Here is a 19,253-nt window from a genome sequence, read left to right on the forward strand (position 1 = left end):
ATGGACAACGAGCAGAGGCTCAGGGACTACCTCAAGCGTGCGACCGCCGACCTGCGCACCACCCGCAACCGGGTGAGCGAGCTGGAACAGGCGGCGCAGGAACCCATCGCGATCGTGGGCATGGGCTGCCGCTACCCCGGCGGTGTGGCGAGCCCCGACGACCTGTGGCGCATGGTGAGCCGCGGCGAGCACGGCATCACCGACTTCCCGGCCGACCGCGGCTGGGACGTCGAGGCCCTCGGCGCCTCCTCGACGTTGTCCGGCGGCTTCCTGCACGACGCCCCGGCGTTCGACGCCGACTTCTTCGGCATCTCGCCGCGCGAGGCGCTGGCGATGGACCCGCAGCAGCGCGTGCTGCTGGAGACCTCGTGGGAGGCGCTGGAAGGCGCCGGGATCGACCCCACCACGATCAAGGGCAGCCGGACCGGCGTGTTCGTCGGCGCGATGCCCCAGGACTACCGGGTCGGCCCCTCGGACAACGTCGACGGCTTCCGCCTCACCGGCAGCACGACGAGCATCATCTCCGGGCGCCTGTCGTACTTCCTAGGTGTCATCGGACCCGCGCTCACCGTCGACACCGCCTGCTCCTCTTCCCTGGTCGCCCTGCACCTGGCCAGCCACGCGCTGCGCTCCGGCGAGTGCTCGCTGGCCCTGGCCGGTGGCGTCACCGTGATGCCGAGCCCGGTCACCTTCGTCGAGTTCAGCCTCCAGGGCGGCCTGGCGTCGGACGGCCACTGCCGCTCGTTCGCCGACTCCGCCAACGGCACCGGCTGGGCCGAGGGCGCGGGGATGCTCGTGCTCGAACGGCTCTCCGACGCCCAGCGCAACGGGCACCGGATCCTCGCCGTGGTCCGGGGTTCCGCGGTGAACCAGGACGGGGCGTCCAACGGACTGACGGCCCCCAACGGCCCCTCGCAGCGGCGGGTGATCCAGGAGGCGCTGGCCAACGCGCGGCTGTCCCCCTCCGACGTCGACGCGGTCGAGGCGCACGGGACGGGCACCACGCTGGGCGACCCGGTCGAGGCGCACGCGCTGCTGGCCACCTACGGGCGCAACCGCGACGAGGACAAGCCACTCCTGCTCGGCTCGGTGAAGTCGAACATCAGCCACACCCAGGCCGCCGCGGGCGTCGCGGGCGTCATCAAGATGGTGATGGCGATGCGGCACGGCGTCCTGCCCAAGACCCTGCACGTCGACGAGCCGTCGTCCAAGGTGGACTGGTCCGAGGGCGGCGTCCGGCTGCTCACCGAGGCGCAGGAGTGGCCTGCCCACGACCGCCCGCGCCGGGCGGGCGTGTCCTCGTTCGGGCTCAGCGGGACCAACGCGCACGCGATCATCGAGCAGGCCCCGGACGCGCCCGTGCAGGAGCGGGAACCCGGCGTGGCCGCCGGTCCGGTCCCGGTGTTGTTGTCCGGCAAGAGCTGGGACGCCGTGCGCGCGCAGGCGGCCAACCTGCTGTCTACTTTGGACAGTGCTCCGACGGTCGAGGACCTGGCGTACTCGCTCGCGACCACGCGGTCCGCCTTCGAGTGCCGTGCCGCGTTTGTAGCGCAGGACCTCGACGACGCGCGGGCGGCGTTGGCCGAGCTGGCCGGTGGCGGACAGCCCGTCGGCGGCGAACGCGGTGTGGTGCGCGGCAAGCGGAAGGTCGCGGTGCTGTTCACCGGCCAGGGCGCGCAGCGCCTGGGCATGGGCAGGCGGCTCCACGACCGGTTCCCGGCGTTCGCCACCGCCCTGGATGCGGTGTGCGACGCACTGGACGAGCACCTGGACCGCCCCCTGCGGGAAGTGATGTGGGGCGAGGACGCCGACCTGCTGGACCGCACCGAGTGGGCGCAGCCCGCGCTGTTCGCCGTGGAGGTCGCCCTCTACCGGCTCGCCGAGTCCTGGGGCGTCACGCCGGACTACCTGGCGGGCCACTCCATCGGCGAGGTCGCCGCCGCGCACGTGGCGGGCGTGTTCGACCTGGCGGACGCCGCCGCGCTGGTCACCGCCCGCGGCAGGCTGATGCAGCGGCTGCCCGCCGGTGGTGCCATGGTCTCCTTGCAGGCGCGGGAGTCCGAGGTGCTGCCGCTGCTCGAGGACAAGGCCGAGCGGGTGTCTCTGGCCGCCCTCAACGGGCCGTCCGCGGTCGTGGTCTCGGGTGACGAGGACGCCGTCGTCGAGGTCGCCGCGCACTTCGAGGCGTTGGGGCGCAAAACGAAGAGGCTGCGGGTCTCGCACGCGTTCCACTCCCCGCTGATGGCGCCGATGCTCGAGGAGTTCCGGGCGGTGCTCGCCGGGCTGTCGCCCCAGGAGCCGCTGGTCCCGCTGGTGTCCAACGTGACCGGCGAGCAGGCGACCGTGCGGCAGCTGACGTCGGTCGAGTACTGGGCCGACCACGTCCGGCTGCCGGTGCGGTTCGCCGCCGGGGTCGACTGGCTGCGCGACCACGGCGTCACCCAGTTCGTGGAGCTCGGTCCGGACAGCGTGCTGACCGCGATGACCCGCACCTGCCTGGAAGGCGTGGACGCCGACACCGTCGGGACGGTCGCCGCCCTGCGCTCGGGCCGCGACGAGGTCCGGACGATCACCGCCGCGGCGGCGAACCTGCACGCCCACGGCGTCCGGATCGGCTGGGACGCCTTCTTCGCGGGCACGACCGCGACGCGGGTCGACCTGCCCACCTACCCGTTCCAGCGCAGGCGGTTCTGGCCGCGCGACGGCCACGGCGCGCCCGGCGACATGCGCTCGGCCGGTCTCGGCGCCGCGCAGCACCCGCTGCTGACGGCCACCGTGTCGCTGGCCGAGGCGGACAGCGTGCTGCTCACCGGCCGCCTCTCGCTGCAGTCCCACCCCTGGCTCGCCGGCCACGCGATCCGCGGCGCGGTGCTGCTGCCCGGCACGGCCTTCCTGGAGCTCGCGCTGCGCGCCGGGGACGAGGTCGGCTGCGACCTGGTCGAGGAGCTGACCATGGCCGCGCCGCTCGTCCTCGGCGAGCAGGGCGGTGTCCAGGTCCAGCTGTCCATCGGCGGTCCCGACGACGCCGGTCGCCGGACGTTCGGCGTCTACTCCCGGCCGGACGGCGCCGAGGGCGTCGACGACCACCCGTGGACCAGGCACGCGGGCGGTGTGCTCGCGCGCGGTGACCGGACGGCGGACCACGAGCCGCTGCCCGAGCTGGTCGACTGGCCTCCGGCCGGTGCCGAGCCGGTGTCCGTGGACGGGTTCTACGAAGCCCTGGGGGAACAGGGCTTCGGCTACGGCCCGGCCTTCCGCGGGCTGCGGGCGGCGTGGCGGCGCGGGTCCGACGTGTTCGCGGAGGTGGTCCTGCCCGAGGTGGCCGGTCCGGACGCGGGCGCGTTCGGCGTGCACCCCGCGCTGCTCGACGCCGCGCTGCACGCCACCGGGTTCCTCGACCTGGGCACGGCGGGCACCGGCCTGCTGCCGTTCTCCTGGGAGGGCGTCCGCCTGCACGCGACGGGGGCTTCCTCGGTGCGAGTGCGGCTGTCGCCTGCTGGCGGGTCGGCGGTGTCGGTCGAGGTCGCGGACGCCGGTGGCGCCCCGGTCGCCTCGGTCGGGTTCCTCGGGCTGCGCCCGTTCGGCGACGACCGGACGGGCTCCCCGGTCGTGCGGGACTCGCTGTTCCGGCTCGACTGGGTCCCCGCGACCGCGGGCACCGCGCCGGAGCGGATCGCGGTGCTCGGCCGGGACGTCTTCGACCTGGCCGGTCCGCTGTCCGCCGACGTGGTCGCCGACCTGGACGCCCTGGCGGGTGCCCCGGTGCCGCCGGTGGTGCTGCTGGCCGTGGACGCCGGCGGGCACGACGACCCGGTCGCGGCCGCGCACGCGCTGACCGCACGGGTTCTCGCCGACGCCCAGGCGTGGGTGGCCGACGACCGGTTCGCCGGGTCGACGCTGGTGTTCGTCACCGGCGGCGCGGTCGCGGTCACCGGCGCCGAGTCGCCGGACCCGGTCACGGCCGCCGCGTGGGGGCTCGTGCGGTCCGCCCAGATCGAGCACCCCGGCCGGTTCGGCCTGCTGGACCTCGACGGCACGTCCGACGCCGCTGTCGTGGCGGCCGCCCTCACCGCCGGGGAGCCGCAGCTGGCCGTCCGCGACGGTGTGGCGTGGGCGGCACGGCTCGCCCGCCACACCCCGCCCGCGGCCGGGAACGCGCTCGACCCCGAGGGCACCGTCCTGATCACGGGCGGCACCGGCGGCCTCGGCGCGCTGCTCGCCCGCCACCTCGTCACCGGGCACGGCGCGCGGCACCTGCTGCTGCTCAGCCGCCGGGGCCCCGACGCGACCGGCGCCGCGGACCTGGTCGCCGAGCTGACCGGCCTGGGCGCCGAGGTCACCGTGAGCGCGTGCGACGTCACCGACCGGGCCGCGCTGGAGCGCGTGCTCGCGACCGTGCCGGACGCCCATCCGCTGACGGGTGTGGTGCACGCCGCGGGCGTGCTGGACGACGGCGTGCTCGACGCCCTCACGGCCGAGCGGCTGGACGCGGTGCTGCGCCCCAAGGTGGACGCCGCGTGGCACCTGCACGAGCTGACCCGGGGCCTCGACCTGACGGCGTTCGTGCTGTTCTCCTCGGTCGCCGGTGTCCTCGGCGCCGCGGGCCAGTCCGGCTACGCCGCGGGCAACGCGTTCCTGGACGCACTGGCCCGCGCCCGCGCGGCCTCCGGGCTGCCGGGCCTGTCCCTGGCCTGGGGACCGTGGACGCCCGACGCCGGCATGACCGGTGCCCTCGGCCAGGCGAGCAGGCAGCGCCTCGCGCGCAACGGCACCCTGCCGCTGTCGGAGGAGCACGGCCTCGCCCTGTTCGACGCCGCGCTGGCCGGCGGCGAGCCGTCGCTGGTCCCGGTCCGCCTCGACCTGCCCGCGCTGCGGGCGCGCGGTGACGTGTCGGCCGTGCTGCGCGGCCTGGTCCGCACCACCACCCGCCGCACGGCCTCCGCGGTGTCCGGCACGTCCGCGGGCATCGCCCAGCGTCTCGGCAGGCTCGGCGACGCCGAACGCGCGGACCTGGTGACCGAGCTGGTCCGCGGCCAGGTCGCGGCCGTCCTCGGGCACACCACCACCGAGCGGGTCGACCCGGCCAGGTCGTTCCAGGACCTGGGCTTCGACTCGCTGACGGCCGTCGAGCTGCGCAACCAGCTGGGGACGGCGACCGGCCTGCGGATGTCGGCCACGCTGGTCTTCGACTACCCGACCGTGGCCGCCCTCGCCGCGCACCTGCTCGACGAGCTGATGGGCTCGGCGACCCCCGTCGACGACCTGCCCCCGGCCCTCGCGGCCGCCGACGACGACCCGATCGTCATCGTCGGCATGGGCTGCCGCTACCCCGGCGGGGTGTCCTCGCCGGAGGACCTGTGGCGGCTGGTGACCGAGGGGACGGACGCGATCTCCGGCTTCCCGGCCAACCGCGGCTGGGACATCGACCGGCTCTACCACCCCGACCCCGACCACACGGGCACCTCCTACGCCCGCTCCGGCGGCTTCCTGCACGACGCCGGGGACTTCGACGCGGCCTTCTTCGGCATGAGCCCGCGCGAGGCGCTGGCCACCGACGCCCAGCAGCGCCTGCTGCTGGAGGTCGCCTGGGAGGCCGTCGAACGGGCCGGGATCGCGCCCGCGTCCCTGCGCGGCAGCCGGACCGGCGTGTTCACCGGCCTCATGTACAGCGACTACGCCAACGTCCTGGGCGGCGGCGAGTTCGAGGGCTACCAGGGCACCGGCACCGCGCCCAGCATCGCCTCGGGCCGCGTCTCCTACACGCTGGGCCTGGAAGGTCCCGCCGTCACCGTCGACACCGCGTGCTCGTCGTCGCTGGTGGCGATGCACTGGGCGATGCAGGCCCTGCGGGCCGGTGAGTGCACGCTCGCGCTGGCGGGCGGCGCGACCGTCATGTCGACGCCGACGCCCTTCCTGGAGTTCTCCCGCCAGCGCGGCCTGTCCCCGGACGGGCGCTGCAAGGCCTACGCCGACGCCGCGGACGGTGTCGCGTGGGCCGAGGGCGTCGGCATCCTGGTGCTCGAACGGATGTCGGACGCCCGGCGCAACGGGCACGAGGTCCTGGCCGTGGTCAAGGGTTCCGCGGTCAACCAGGACGGCGCGTCCAACGGCCTGACGGCCCCCAACGGCCCCTCGCAGCAGCGGGTGATCCGCCAGGCGCTGGCGAGCGCCGGCCTGACGACCGCGGACGTCGACGTGGTCGAGGGGCACGGCACGGGCACCGCGCTGGGCGACCCCATCGAGGCGCAGGCGATCCTGGCGACCTACGGGCAGGACCGCGAGGAAGCGCTGCTGCTCGGCTCGGTGAAGTCCAACATCGGCCACACCCAGGCCGCCGCCGGTGTCGCCGGTGTGATCAAGATGGTGCTCGCTATGCGGCACGGCGTCCTGCCCAGGACGCTGCACGTCGACGAGCCGTCCAACCAGGTCGACTGGACCGCGGGCGCGGTGCGGCTGCTGACCGAGTCCACACCGTGGCCGGAGGTGGACCGCCCGCGTCGCGCGGCCGTGTCCTCGTTCGGTTTCAGCGGCACGAACGTGCACACCATCCTCGAGCAGGCGCCCGCCGTGGCGGAGCCCGCCGCCGTGCCGGTCGAGCGGACCGTGCCGGTGCTGCTGTCCGCCCGCGGCCGGGCCGCCCTGCGCGCGCAGGCGGGCCGCCTGCTGTCCGCTGTGGAGGCCGCGCCGGAGGCGAGTCCCGCCGACATCGCGTTCTCGGCGGCGACCACCCGGTCCCGGTTCGAGCTGGGGGCCGCCGTCGTCGCCGACGACCGCGACACCCTGGTGCGGGCGCTGTCCGCGCTGTCGGCCGGTCGACCCGACCCCGCCGTGGTCGAGGGCGAGTCCTCGCCCGGCCGGACGGCGGTGCTGTTCACCGGCCAGGGCAGCCAGCGCCTCGGCATGGGCCGCGAGCTGCACGGCCGGTTCCCCGCGTTCGCGCGGGCGCTGGACGAGGTGTTCGCGGAGCTGGACCCGCTCCTGGACCGCCCGCTGCGGGAGGTGGTGTGGGGCGAGGACGCCGACCTGCTCGACCTGACCGGCTGGACCCAGCCCGCCCTGTTCGCGATCGAGGTGGCGCTGTACCGGCTGGTCGAGTCCTGGGGTGTGCGGCCGGACTACCTGACCGGGCACTCCATCGGCGAGCTGACCGCGGCGCACGTCTCGGGCGTGCTGTCCCTCCCCGACGCGTGCCGGCTGGTCGCCGCGCGTGCCCGGCTGATGCAGGAGCTGCCCGAGGGCGGCGCGATGCTCGCCGTGCAGGCCACCGAGGCCGAGGTCGTGGCCGAGCTCGCGGGCCTGGCCGACCGGGTCGCGGTCGCCGCGGTCAACGGACCGACCGCCGTGGTGGTCTCCGGTGACGAGGACGCCGTCGACGGGCTCGCGGCGACGTTCGCCGGACAGGGCCGCAAGACCAAGCGGCTGCGCGTGTCGCACGCGTTCCACTCGCCGCGGATGGACCCGATGCTGGACCGGTTCCGCGAGGTGGCGGAGAGCCTGGCCTACGCGGACCCGACCATCCCGGTGATCTCCAACGTCTCCGGCGCGCCCGCGACCGCCGAGCAGCTCCGCTCCCCGGACTACTGGGTCGAGCACGTGCGGGCGACGGTCCGCTTCGAGGCGGGCGTGCGCGAGCTCGCCGCGCGCGGGGTGCGCACCTTCGTCGAGATCGGCCCGGACGGCGTGCTGTCCGCGATGGTCCAGGACACCCTCGGTGACGAGGCGGACGTGGAGCTGGTGCCCGTCCTGCGCGCGTCCCGGCCGGAGGAGCGCGGCGCCGTCACGGCCTTGGCGCGGCTGGACCTCGTGGGCGTCCGAGTCGACTGGACCGCGTTCTTCGCGGGCAGCGGGGCCCGGCGGGTCGACCTGCCGACCTACGCCTTCCAGCGCGAGTTCCTGTGGCCGCGGCAGGCCGCGCCCGTCGCGGTGGCCGACCCGGCCGACGACCGGCTGTGGGCGGCCGTCGAGCGCGGCGACGCCGGTGAGCTGGCCACGATCCTCGGGCTGGAGCAGGAGCAGCAGCCGTCGCTGGCGTCGCTGCTGCCCGCCCTGTCGTCCTGGCGGCGCGACCGCGTCGACCGGACCGCGCTGGACTCCTGGCGCTACGGCATCGGGTGGACGCCGCTGCGGCGTGCCGTGCCCGCCGAGCTGTCCGGTACCTGGCTGGTGGTGACGACCCCGGAAGTCGACGACACCGAGGTCCGCGACGCGCTGTGCGCGTGGGGCGCCCAGGTGCGGCGGGTCGTGGTCGACGAGACCACCACCGACCGCACCGCGCTCGCCGCGCTCATCACGGCGGAGGCGTCCGCGGACGACCTCGTGGGTGCCGTGTCGATGCTTGCGCTGGACGAACGGCCGTTCCCGGCGCGGTCGGGGCTCACCACTGGACTGGCGCTGACCGTCCTGCTGGTGCAGGCCATGGCCGACCTGGGCCTGGGCAGTCCCCTGTGGACGCTCACCTCGGGTGCGGTGGGCACGGGGGAGACCGACCCGCTGACCAACCCCGCGCAGTCCGCGGTCTGGGGCCTCGGCCGCGCGGCCGCCCTCGAACACCCCAGGCTGTGGGGCGGTCTGGTCGACCTGCCGCGCACGCTGGACGTCGGCGCCGCCGAGGCGCTGATGGCACTGCTGGCCGACCCGCGCGACGAGGACCAGGTCGCGATCCGGGGGACCGGTCTGCTCGGCAGGCGGCTGGAACGCCGCCCCGCGCCGGCGGTCACCGGCGAGTTCACCGCGAGCGGCACGGTGCTCGTCACCGGCGGCACCGGCGGCCTGGGCGGCGAGGTCGCCCGCTGGCTCGCGGGCAGCGGTGCGCAGAACCTGGTGCTGACCAGCCGTCGAGGCCCGGCCGCGCCGGGTGCCGACGAGCTGCGCGCCGAGCTCGAGGCGCTGGGCGCTCGGGTGGAGGTCGTGGCCTGCGACGTCGCCGACCGCGCCGCGCTCGCCGCGGTGCTCGACGGCATCCCGGCGGAGTACCCGCTCACCGGGGTCGTGCACACCGCCGGCACCGGCACCCAGGTGCCGCTGGTCGACACCGACCTGGACGGCTTCGCCGAGGCCGTCGCGGCCAAGGTGGCGGGAGCGGTCAACCTGGACGCCCTGCTCGGCGTCCGCGAGCTGGACCTGTTCGTGCTGTTCGGGTCCATCGCGGGCACCATCGGCGCCGGGCGCCAGGGCGCGTACGGCGCGGGCAACGCCTACCTCGACGCACTGGCCGAGCACCGGCACTCCCGAGGGCTCGCGGCCACCTCGCTGGCCTGGGGCCCGTGGGCGGACTCCGGCATGGCGGCCAACCCCGAGGCCACCGAGAGCTTCCAGCGCCGCGGGCTCGTGTTCCTCCCGCCGCGCCTGGCGATGGCGGAGCTGCGCGGCGCGGTGCTGCGCGGCGACGTGACCGCCACGGTCGCCGACGTCGACTGGTCGCGGTACGCGCCGATCTTCACCGCGGTGCGGCCCAGCGCCCTGCTCGGCGACCTGCCCGAGGTCAGGGCACTGGCCGCCCGCAAGGCGACCGGACCCGCCGTCGACCGGCCCGAGGTGCTGCGGCGGCTGGCCGGGCTGTCCGAGGCCGACCAGACCCGACAGCTCGTCGAGATGGTCCGCACCGAGGCCGCGGCGGTGCTCGGGCACCCCTCGGCGGAGCTCGTGCCGGAACGGCGGGCGTTCCAGGAGATCGGCTTCGACTCGCTGACCGCGGTCGAGCTGCGCAAGCGGCTCGGCGACCTGCTGGACACGACCCTGCCCAGCACCCTGGTCTTCGACTACCCGAGCCCGGCCGCGCTGGCCCAGTTCCTGCGCACGGAGGTCGTCGGCTCCGGGGCGGGCGCGGGACAGGTGACCGCGGCGTCGGCCTCGGCACCGGACGAGCCGATCGCGATCGTGGCCATGAGCTGCCGCTTCCCCGGCGGCGTCACCACACCCGAGCAGTTCTGGGACCTCATCGCCGCGGGCGTGGACGCCGTGTCGGACTTCCCCGGCGACCGCGGCTGGGAGGGGACGATCCAGTACGACCCCGACCCGGACAAGCCCGGCACGACCTACACCACGCGCGGCGGGTTCCTCCAGTCGGCGGGCGACTTCGACCCCGGCTTCTTCGGCATCTCCCCGCGCGAAGCGCTCGCGATGGACCCGCAGCAGCGACTGCTGCTGGCGACCTCGTGGGAGGCGTTCGAGCGCGCGGGCATCGACCCGGCGACGCTGCGCGGCAGCGCGACCGGCACGTTCATCGGCTCCAGCTTCCAGGAGTACGGGGCGGGCGCCGAGGTCGACACCCGCGTCGTCACCAGCGCCATCCCGAGCGTGCTGTCCGGGCGGCTGGCGTACGTCTTCGGGCTGGAAGGGCCCGCCGTCACGGTCGACACCGCCTGCTCGTCCTCGCTGGTGGCCCTGCACCTGGCCTGCCAGTCGCTGCGCCAGGGCGAGACGAGCCTCGCCATCGTCGGCGGCGCGACGGTCATGCCCAACACCACGCCGTTCGCGGCGTTCAGCCGCCAGCGCGCGCTGGCCGTGGACGGGCGTTCCAAGGCCTTCGGCGAGGGCGCCGACGGCATGACCCTGGCCGAGGGCGTCGGCATCCTGCTGGTGGAGAAGCTGTCGGACGCCCGCGCGAACGGGCACCCGGTGCTCGCCGTGGTCCGCGGCTCGGCGGTGAACCAGGACGGCGCGTCCAACGGCCTCACCGCGCCCAACGGCCCCGCGCAGCAGCGGGTCATCCGCCAGGCGCTGGCCAACTCCCGACTGTCCTCTTCGGACATCGACGTCGTGGAGGCGCACGGCACCGGCACCGCGCTGGGCGACCCGATCGAGGCGCAGGCCCTGCAGGCGACCTACGGCCGCGACCGCGACCCGGAGCGCCCGCTGCTGCTGGGCTCGGTCAAGTCGAACATCGGCCACACCCAGTCGGCGGCGGGGGTCGCCGCCGTGATCAAGATGGTCATGGCGCTGCGCAACGACCTGCTGCCCAGCACGCTGTACGCGGAGAACCCGTCGACCCACATCGACTGGTCGTCCGGGACGCTGTCCCTGCTGACCGAGGCGGTCGACTGGCCCGCGGGCGAGCGCCCGCGCCGGTTCGCCGTCTCCTCGTTCGGGATCAGCGGCACCAACGCGCACACCGTGCTGGAGGAGGCGCCCCAGGCACCGGCCGAGGAGGTCCCCGAGCACGTCCCGGCACCCGGACTGCCGTGGGTGCTCTCCGCCCGGACCGAGCCCGCGCTGCGCGGCCAGGCGGCCAACCTGCGCGCCCACCTCGACACCCAACCCGACCTCGCCCCCGCCGACGTGGCCCACTCGCTGGTCGCGTCCCGGTCGCTGTTCGAGCACCGGGCCGTGGTGCTCGGCCCCGACCACCGGGCGGCGCTGGCCGCGCTGGCCACCGGGAGCTCGTCGGCGGCGGTGGTGGAGGGCGTCGCGGACGTCGACGGCAAGACCGTGTTCGTCTTCCCCGGCCAGGGTGCGCAGTGGGAGGGCATGGGCGCCCGGCTGCTGGAGGAGTCGCCGGTCTTCGCCGAGCGGATCGCCGAGTGCGCCATGGCACTGAGCCCGTTCGTCGACTGGTCGCTGACCGACGTGCTGCGCCAGGCCGACGGCGCCCCCGGCCTCGACCGGGTCGACGTCGTGCAACCCGTCTCGTTCGCCGTCATGGTGGCGCTCGCGGAGCTGTGGCGCTCGCGCGGCGTGAGCCCGGACGCGGTCGTCGGCCACTCCCAGGGCGAGATCGCCGCCTCCGTCGTGGCGGGTGCGCTGTCCCTTGAGGACGGTGCGCGCGTGGTCGCGTTGCGCAGCAAGGCGATCGCCCGCAGCCTGGCCGGAGCGGGCGGGATGATGTCCGTCGCGCTGCCCGCCGACGAGCTCGCCGCGCTGCTGCCCGCCGACGGCAGCCTCTCGATCGCCGCGGTCAACGGACCGCGGTCCGCGGTGGTGTCCGGCGTCCCTGCAGCGCTGGACACCATCCACGAACAGCTGACGGCGGACGGCGTCCGGGTCAAGCGCATCCAGGTGGACTACGCGTCGCACTCCGCCCAGGTGGACGACCTGAGCGACGAGCTGCTGGACGTGCTCGCCCCGATCGCGCCCCGCCCCGCCACCACGCCGTTCTTCTCCACGGTCACCGGCGACTGGCTGGACACCACCGGCATGGACGCGGGGTACTGGCTGCGGAACCTGCGCCGGACCGTCGGCTTCGAACCGGCCATCCGGTCCCTGCTCGCCCAGGACCACAAGGCGTTCATCGAGATCAGCCCCCACCCCGTGCTGACCGTCGGCGTCCAGGAGACCGTGGACGACGTCGGCGAGCGCGCACTGGTCACGGGCACCCTGCGCCGCGGCCACGGCGGGACGGACCGCTTCGAGACCTCCCTGGCCGCCGCGTTCGTCCGGGGTGTCGCCGTCGACTGGGCACGCGACCTCGTCGGCGCCCGGCGGGTCGACCTGCCGACCTACGCCTTCCAGCAGGAGCACCTGTGGATCCCGGCCGCGGTGGCGGGCCAGGCGTCGACCGGGGACCCGGTGGACGCCGAGTTCTGGGCCGCGGTGGAGCACGGCGACCTCGCCGCGCTCACGTCCGGCCTGCACGTGGACGAGGACTCGCTCGCCGCCGTGCTGCCCGCGCTGTCGTCGTGGCGGCGGCAGCGGCGTGAGCGGTCCACAGCGGACTCGTGGCGTTACCGGGTGACCTGGTCGCCGGTGAGGGCCGCCGCCCCGGCCGCCCTCCAGGGGACCTGGCTGCTCGTCACCGCCGAGGGGATCGACGACGCCGACGTCACGGCCGCGCTCACCGGGCACGGCGCGGAGGTGCGGCGCCTCGTCCTGGACGACGACTGCCTGGACCGGCAGGTCGTCGCGGCCCGCCTGGACGCGCTGTCGGCGGAGGGGTTCGCCGGTGTGGTGTCCGTGCTCGCGGCCGACGAGCGGCCGAGCACGGCCTTCCCCGCCATCGCGAACGGCCTCGGCCTGACGGTCGCGCTCGTCCAGGCACTGGGCGACCGCGGGATCGACGCACCGTTGTGGTGCCTGACCAGGGGCGCGGTGTCGACCGGCCGTTCCGACCAGGTGGCCAACCCGGTGCAGGCGCAGGTGCTCGGGCTCGGCTGGACGGCCGCGCTGGAGCACCCGAAGCGCTGGGGCGGTGTCGTGGACCTGCCGGCCGAGCTGGACCGCCGCGCCGAGGAACGGCTCGCCGCCGTGCTGTCCGGCGGCACGGCCGAGGACCAGCTCGCCATCCGCGCGTCCGGCACGCTCGCGCGCCGGGTCGTGCGGGCACCCGCCGCGTCCGACGCCCGCACGGGCACGTGGACGCCGCGGGACACCACGCTGATCACCGGTGGCACCGGCACGCTGGCCCCGCACCTCGCGCGCTGGCTGGTGGGGCAGGGCGCCGAGAACATCGTGCTGGTCAGCCGCCGCGGGCCCGAGGCCCCCGGCGCGACCGAGCTGCACGCCGACCTGACCGCGCTGGGCGCCAGGGTCGAGGTGGTCGCGTGCGACATCACCGACCGCGACGCCGTGGCCGGGCTGCTCACCGGCCTGAAGTCCGCCGGGCACACCCTGCGCACGGTGGTGCACACCGCCGCGGTCATCGAGCTGCACTCGATCGCCGAGACCGACATGGAGTCCTTCGCCAGGGTGCTCGACGCCAAGGTGACCGGCGCCCGGAACCTGGACGAGCTGCTCGGCGAGGTCCTGGACGAGGGTGAGCTCGACGCCTTCGTGCTCTACTCCTCGACCGCGGGCATGTGGGGCACCGGCGAGCACGCGGCCTACGTCGCGGGCAACGCCTACCTGCACGCCCTCGCGACCCGGCGCCGCGAGCGCGGCCTGCCCGCGACCTCGCTGTCGTGGGGCATCTGGAACGACGACATGCGCTCCGGCCGCGTCGACCCCGAGCAGATCAAGCGCAGCGGCCTGGTCTTCATGGAGCCGCAGCTCGCGCTGGCCGGTCTGCGCAGGGCGCTCGACGAGGACGACACCGCCATCGCCATCGCCGACATCGACTGGGATCGGTACCACACCGTCTACACCTCGTCCCGCGCCACCGCGCTGTTCGACGAGATCCCCGAGGTGCGGCGGCTGGCCGCGGCCGAGGCGCAGGGCGCGGGCCAGGTCTCCGGCGGCGAGTTCGCCTCGAAGGTCCTCGCCCTGCCCTCCGCCGAACGCCACCGGTTCGTGCTCGACCTCGTGCGCGAGGAGGCCGCGACCGTCCTGAACCTGCCCTCCGCGGAGGCGCTGGACGAGCGGCGCGCGTTCCGCGACATCGGGTTCGACTCCATCACCGCCATCGAGCTGCGCAACCGCGTCGCCCGCGTGACCGCGTTGACGCTGCCGAGCACGCTGGTCTTCGACTACCCGAACTCCGCCGCGCTCACCGCGTTCCTGCTCTCCGAGCTCACCGGCGCGGAGGCGGGCGGACCCGTCTCCGCGGGGTCGAGGGCGGACGCGGACGAGGCGATCGCCATCATCGGCATGAGCTGCCGCTACCCCGGCGGGGCCGACACCCCGGAACTGCTGTGGGACCTCGTCGCCGACGGCGTGGACGCGATCTCGGAGTTCCCCGCGGACCGCGGGTGGCGCACCGAGGACCTGTACGACCCGGACCCCGACCGGATCGGCCACACCTACTCCGTGCAGGGCGGGTTCCTGCACGAGGCGGCCGAGTTCGACGCCGGGTTCTTCGGGATCTCGCCGCGCGAGGCGCTGGCGATGGACCCGCAGCAGCGGCTGCTGCTGGAGGCGGTCTGGGAGTCGTTCGAACGCGCCGGGCTGGACCCGCACGGGTTGCGCGGCAGCATGACGGGCACGTTCATCGGCGCGAGCTACCAGGACTACACGACCGCCGTCGCGCACACCGCCGAGGGCGCCGAGGGCCACATGATCACCGGCTCGCTCGGCAGCATCCTGTCCGGCCGGGTGGCCTACCTGCTCGGGCTGGAGGGCCCGGCGGTCACCCTCGACACCGCGTGCTCCTCGTCGCTGGTCGCCCTGCACCTGGCGGTGCAGTCGCTGCGCACCGGTGACAGCTCGCTGGCACTGGCCGGCGGCGTCAGCATCATGTCGAGCCCCGGCGCGTTCGTCGGGTTCAGCAGGCAGCGGGTGCTGGCCGAGGACGGCCGGTGCAAGGCCTACGCGGACTCCGCCGACGGCATGACGCTGGCCGAGGGCGTCGGCGTCGTCCTGCTGGAACGCCTGTCCGACGCGGAGCGCAACGGTCACCGCGTCCTCGCGGTCGTCCGGGGGTCGGCGGTCAACCAGGACGGCGCGTCCAACGGGTTGACCGCGCCCAACGGCCCGTCGCAGCAGCGGGTGATCCGCCAGGCGCTCACCGGCGCGGGTCTGTCCGCGGCCGACGTGGACGTGCTGGAAGGACACGGCACGGGCACCGCGCTCGGCGACCCGATCGAGGCGCAGGCGCTGCTCGCGACCTACGGCCAGGACCGGGAACGGCCCCTGCTGCTCGGGTCGATCAAGTCGAACATCGGCCACACGCAGATGGCCTCGGGCGTCGCCAGCGTGATCAAGCTGGTCAAGGCGATGGAGCACGGCGTGGTGCCGCGCACCCTGCACGCCGAGGTGCCGTCGTCCCACGTGGACTGGACCGCCGGGGCGATCGAGCTCCTCAACGAGCAGGTCGACTGGCCGTCGACCGGCAGGCCGCGCCGTGCGGGCGTGTCGTCGTTCGGACTGGGCGGTACCAACGCGCACGTCATCCTCGAACAGGCACCCGCCGCCGACGAGCCCACCGGCGAGCCGGTGGACGGCGCCGTGCCGGTGCTGGTGTCGGCCCGCGGCGACAAGGCGCTGCGGGCACAGGCCGGGCGCTTGCTCGACCTGCTACGCGAGCACCCGGACCTGCACCCGGCCGACCTCGCCTACTCGCTGGCCACGTCCCGGTCGGCGTTCGAGCGCCGGGCCGCCGTCGTGGCGGCCGACCGCGACGAGCTGGTGCTCGGCCTGACCGCGCTGCGCGACGGCACACCCGCCTCGGGCGTGGTCACCGGCAGCGCCGACCGCACCCGCCTCGCGGTGCTGTTCACCGGCCAGGGCAGCCAGCGGCCGGGCATGGGGCGCGAGCTCTACGAGCGGTTCGGCGTGTTCGCCGACGCGCTCGACGAGGTGCTGCTGCACCTGGACCGCGAGCTGGACCGCCCGCTGCGCGAGCTGGTGTTCGCCGAGCCGGGCACGCCGGAGGGCGAGCTGCTGGACCAGACCGGCTACACCCAGCCCGCGCTGTTCGCGATCGAGGTCGCGCTGTACCGGCTCGCCGAGTCGTGGGGCGTCACGCCGGACTACCTGGCCGGGCACTCCGTCGGCGAGATCGCCGCGGCGCACGTCGCGGGCGTGTTCTCGCTGGAGGACGCGTGCCGGCTGGTCGCGGCCCGCGGCAGGCTGATGCAGGCCCTGCCCGCCGGGGGCGCGATGCTCTCCGTGGGCGCCACCGAGGACGCGGTCCGGCAGGTGCTCGCGGGGCACGAGGACCGGGTGTCGGTCGCGGCCGTCAACGGCCCGGCGTCGGTGGTCGTCGCGGGTGACGAGGACGTCGTGCTGGAGCTGGCGGACCGGTTCCGGGCGCAGGGGTACCGCACCAAGCGGCTGCGGGTGAGCCACGCCTTCCACTCGCCGCGGATGGACGCCGTGCTCGCCGACTTCGCCGAGGTCGCCGGACGGGTGGACTACCGGCTGCCGCGGCTCCCGTTCGTGTCCAACGTGACCGGCGCGCTCGCCACCGCCGAACAGGTGTGCACCGCCGAGTACTGGGTGCGGCACGTGCGGGAGGCGGTCCGCTTCGCCGACGGGATGACGGCGCTGTCCGCCCAGGGCGTGGGGGTGTTCCTGGAGCTCGGCCCCGACGGCGTGCTGTGCGGGATGGCGAAGGACACGCTGCCCGCCGACTCGGAAGCCGTCCTGCTACCCGCCCTGCGCAAGGACCGCCCGGAGGTGCCCGCGATCGTCGCGGCCGTGGCCGCGCTGCACGTCCACGGGGTTCCGGTGGACTGGCGTGCGTTCTTCGCGGGCGGTGGTGCGCGGACGGTGGACCTGCCGACCTACGCCTTCCAACGCGGCCGCTACTGGCCGGACTCCACTGTGGACGGTCACGTCGACACGGGCGGGGCGCTGGACGGCGAGTTCTGGACGGCGGTGGAACGGGCCGACCTGAGGTCGTTGGCCGACGCGCTGGACCTCGACGACGACACGGTCGCCGCGATGGTGCCCGCGCTGTCCTCCTGGCGGCGCCGCCGCACCGAGTCGTCCACTGTGGACGCGCTGCGCTACCGGATCGCCTGGCAGCCCGTGACCGGCGGGGCCGAGGCCACGCCGGACGGGCGCTGGCTCGTGCTGACCTCGGCGGGCACCGGCGACCGGGACTGGACCGGCGCCGTGCTCGACGGGCTCGGCGTCCCCACCCTCCACGTCGAGCTGGTCTCGCCCGACCGGGCGGACATCGGCCGGATCCTGCGCGAGCGGTGCGCGGACGGCGAGGTCGCCGGGGTGTTCTCGCTGCTGGCACTGGACGACTCCGCCGACGCCGACGGCGTCCCCGCGGGGCTCGCGCTGACCACGGCCGCCATCCAGGCGCTCGGCGACATCGGGCTGACGGCACCGCTGTGGTGCGCGACCCGCGGCGCGGTGTCGATCGGGCGATCGGAGAAGCTGCTCGACCCCGCGCAGGCCATGGTGTGGGGGCTCGGCCGGGTCGCCGCGCTCGAACGCCCCGGGACGTGGGGCGGGCTCGTGGACCTGCCCGCCCACTTCGACGGCACGTGCGCCCGTCGGCTGCGCGGCGTCCTCGCCGGTGCTCCCGGCGAGGACCAGGTGGCCGTCCGGGCCTCGGGTGTGTTCGCCCGCAGGCTCGTGCACAGCCCGGTGCCCGCCGACTCGACGGCTCCGGAGTTCGCCCCCACCGGGACCGTCCTGGTCACCGGCGGGACGGGCGGTCTCGGCGGGCACGTGGCCCGCTGGCTGGCGGGCCGCGGTGCCGAGCACCTGCTCCTGGTGAGCAGGCGCGGCGCCGACGCGCCGGGTGCCGAGGACCTGGTGCGCGACCTCACCGGGCTCGGTGCCCGCGTGACCGTCGCGGCCTGCGACGTCGCCGACCGGGCGGAGCTGGACGCGGTGCTCGCCGCCGTGCCCGCGGACCTCCCGCTCAGCGCCGTGGTCCACACGGCGGGTGTCGTGGACGACGGGGTGCTGGACGCCCTCACGCCCACGATGTTCGCGACCGTGCTGCGCGCCAAGGTCGGTGCGACGCTCACCCTGCACGAGGCCACCGCAGGGATCGACCTCTCGGCGTTCGTGCTGTTCTCCTCGACCTCCGGCGTCATCGGCGCCGCGGGCCAGGGCAACTACGCCGCCGCCAACGCCTGGCTGGACGCGTTCGCCGAGCACCGCCGGGACCTGGGGCTGACGGCGACGTCGGTCGCCTGGGGCCCGTGGGCGGAGTCCGGCATGGTCGCCGACGCGGCCGCGGCGGCGGCGCGCATGCGGCGCGGCGGGTTCGAGCCGCTGCCCACCGACATCGCGATCTCCGCGCTGCGCCGGGCGATCGAGTCCGACGACACCGCGGTCACCGCCGCGGACGTCGACTGGGCCCGGTTCGCGCCCGCCGTCTCGGCCACCCGCCGGATGCCCTTGCTCGCCGACCTCCCCGAGGTGCGCGCGCTCGACGCCGTGGAGAGCACGGCGGTCGCCGCGGTCGGGACCGGGCTGCCGGAGCTGCGCGGTCGGCTCGCCGGGCTGCCCGCGGCCGAACGCGGCCGGGTCGTGCTCGACCTGGTGCTGTCCAGGGTCGCGGCGGTCCTCGGGTACTCCGGTACCGCCGAGATCGAGCCGGGCCAGGCGTTCCAGGACCTGGGCTTCGACTCGCTGACCACGTTGGAGCTGCGCAACAGCCTGGCCGCGGCGACCGGCACGACCCTGCCCGCGTCGCTGGTCTACGACCACCCGACCCCGCTGGGGCTGTCCCGGTTCCTGCTCGACGAGATGCTGGGCTCGATCGCGGACACCGGCACGCCGCGGACCACCGCCCGGCCCGTCGCGGACGACCCCATCGCCATCGTCGGCCTGAGCTGCCGGTTCCCCGGCGGGGTGTCCTCGCCTGAGGACCTGTGGCGGCTGCTCGCCGACGGCGGGGACGCCATCAGCGGGTTCCCGACCGACCGCGGCTGGGACGTCGGCACGCGGGCCATCGGCGCGTCGGCCACCGCCGAGGGCGGTTTCCTCACCGGTGCCTCCGAGTTCGACGCCGGGTTCTTCGGGATCTCGCC

The 19,253-nt window shown here is 75.3% G+C and carries 1 protein-coding gene (only partly in view); it reads left to right on the forward strand.

The annotated features are described in order from the left end of the window. Window positions 1–19,253, forward strand: the 5' portion of a protein-coding gene (locus CLV43_RS24150) for a type I polyketide synthase (RefSeq protein WP_106189546.1). It continues 8,938 nt past the right edge of the window; 19,253 of the gene's 28,191 nt are visible here — the first part of the coding sequence; the start codon lies at window positions 1–3; the stop codon falls past the right edge of the window.

The sequence above is a fragment of the Umezawaea tangerina genome, from assembly GCF_003002815.1.
Taxonomy (GTDB): Bacteria; Actinomycetota; Actinomycetes; order Mycobacteriales; family Pseudonocardiaceae; genus Umezawaea; species Umezawaea tangerina.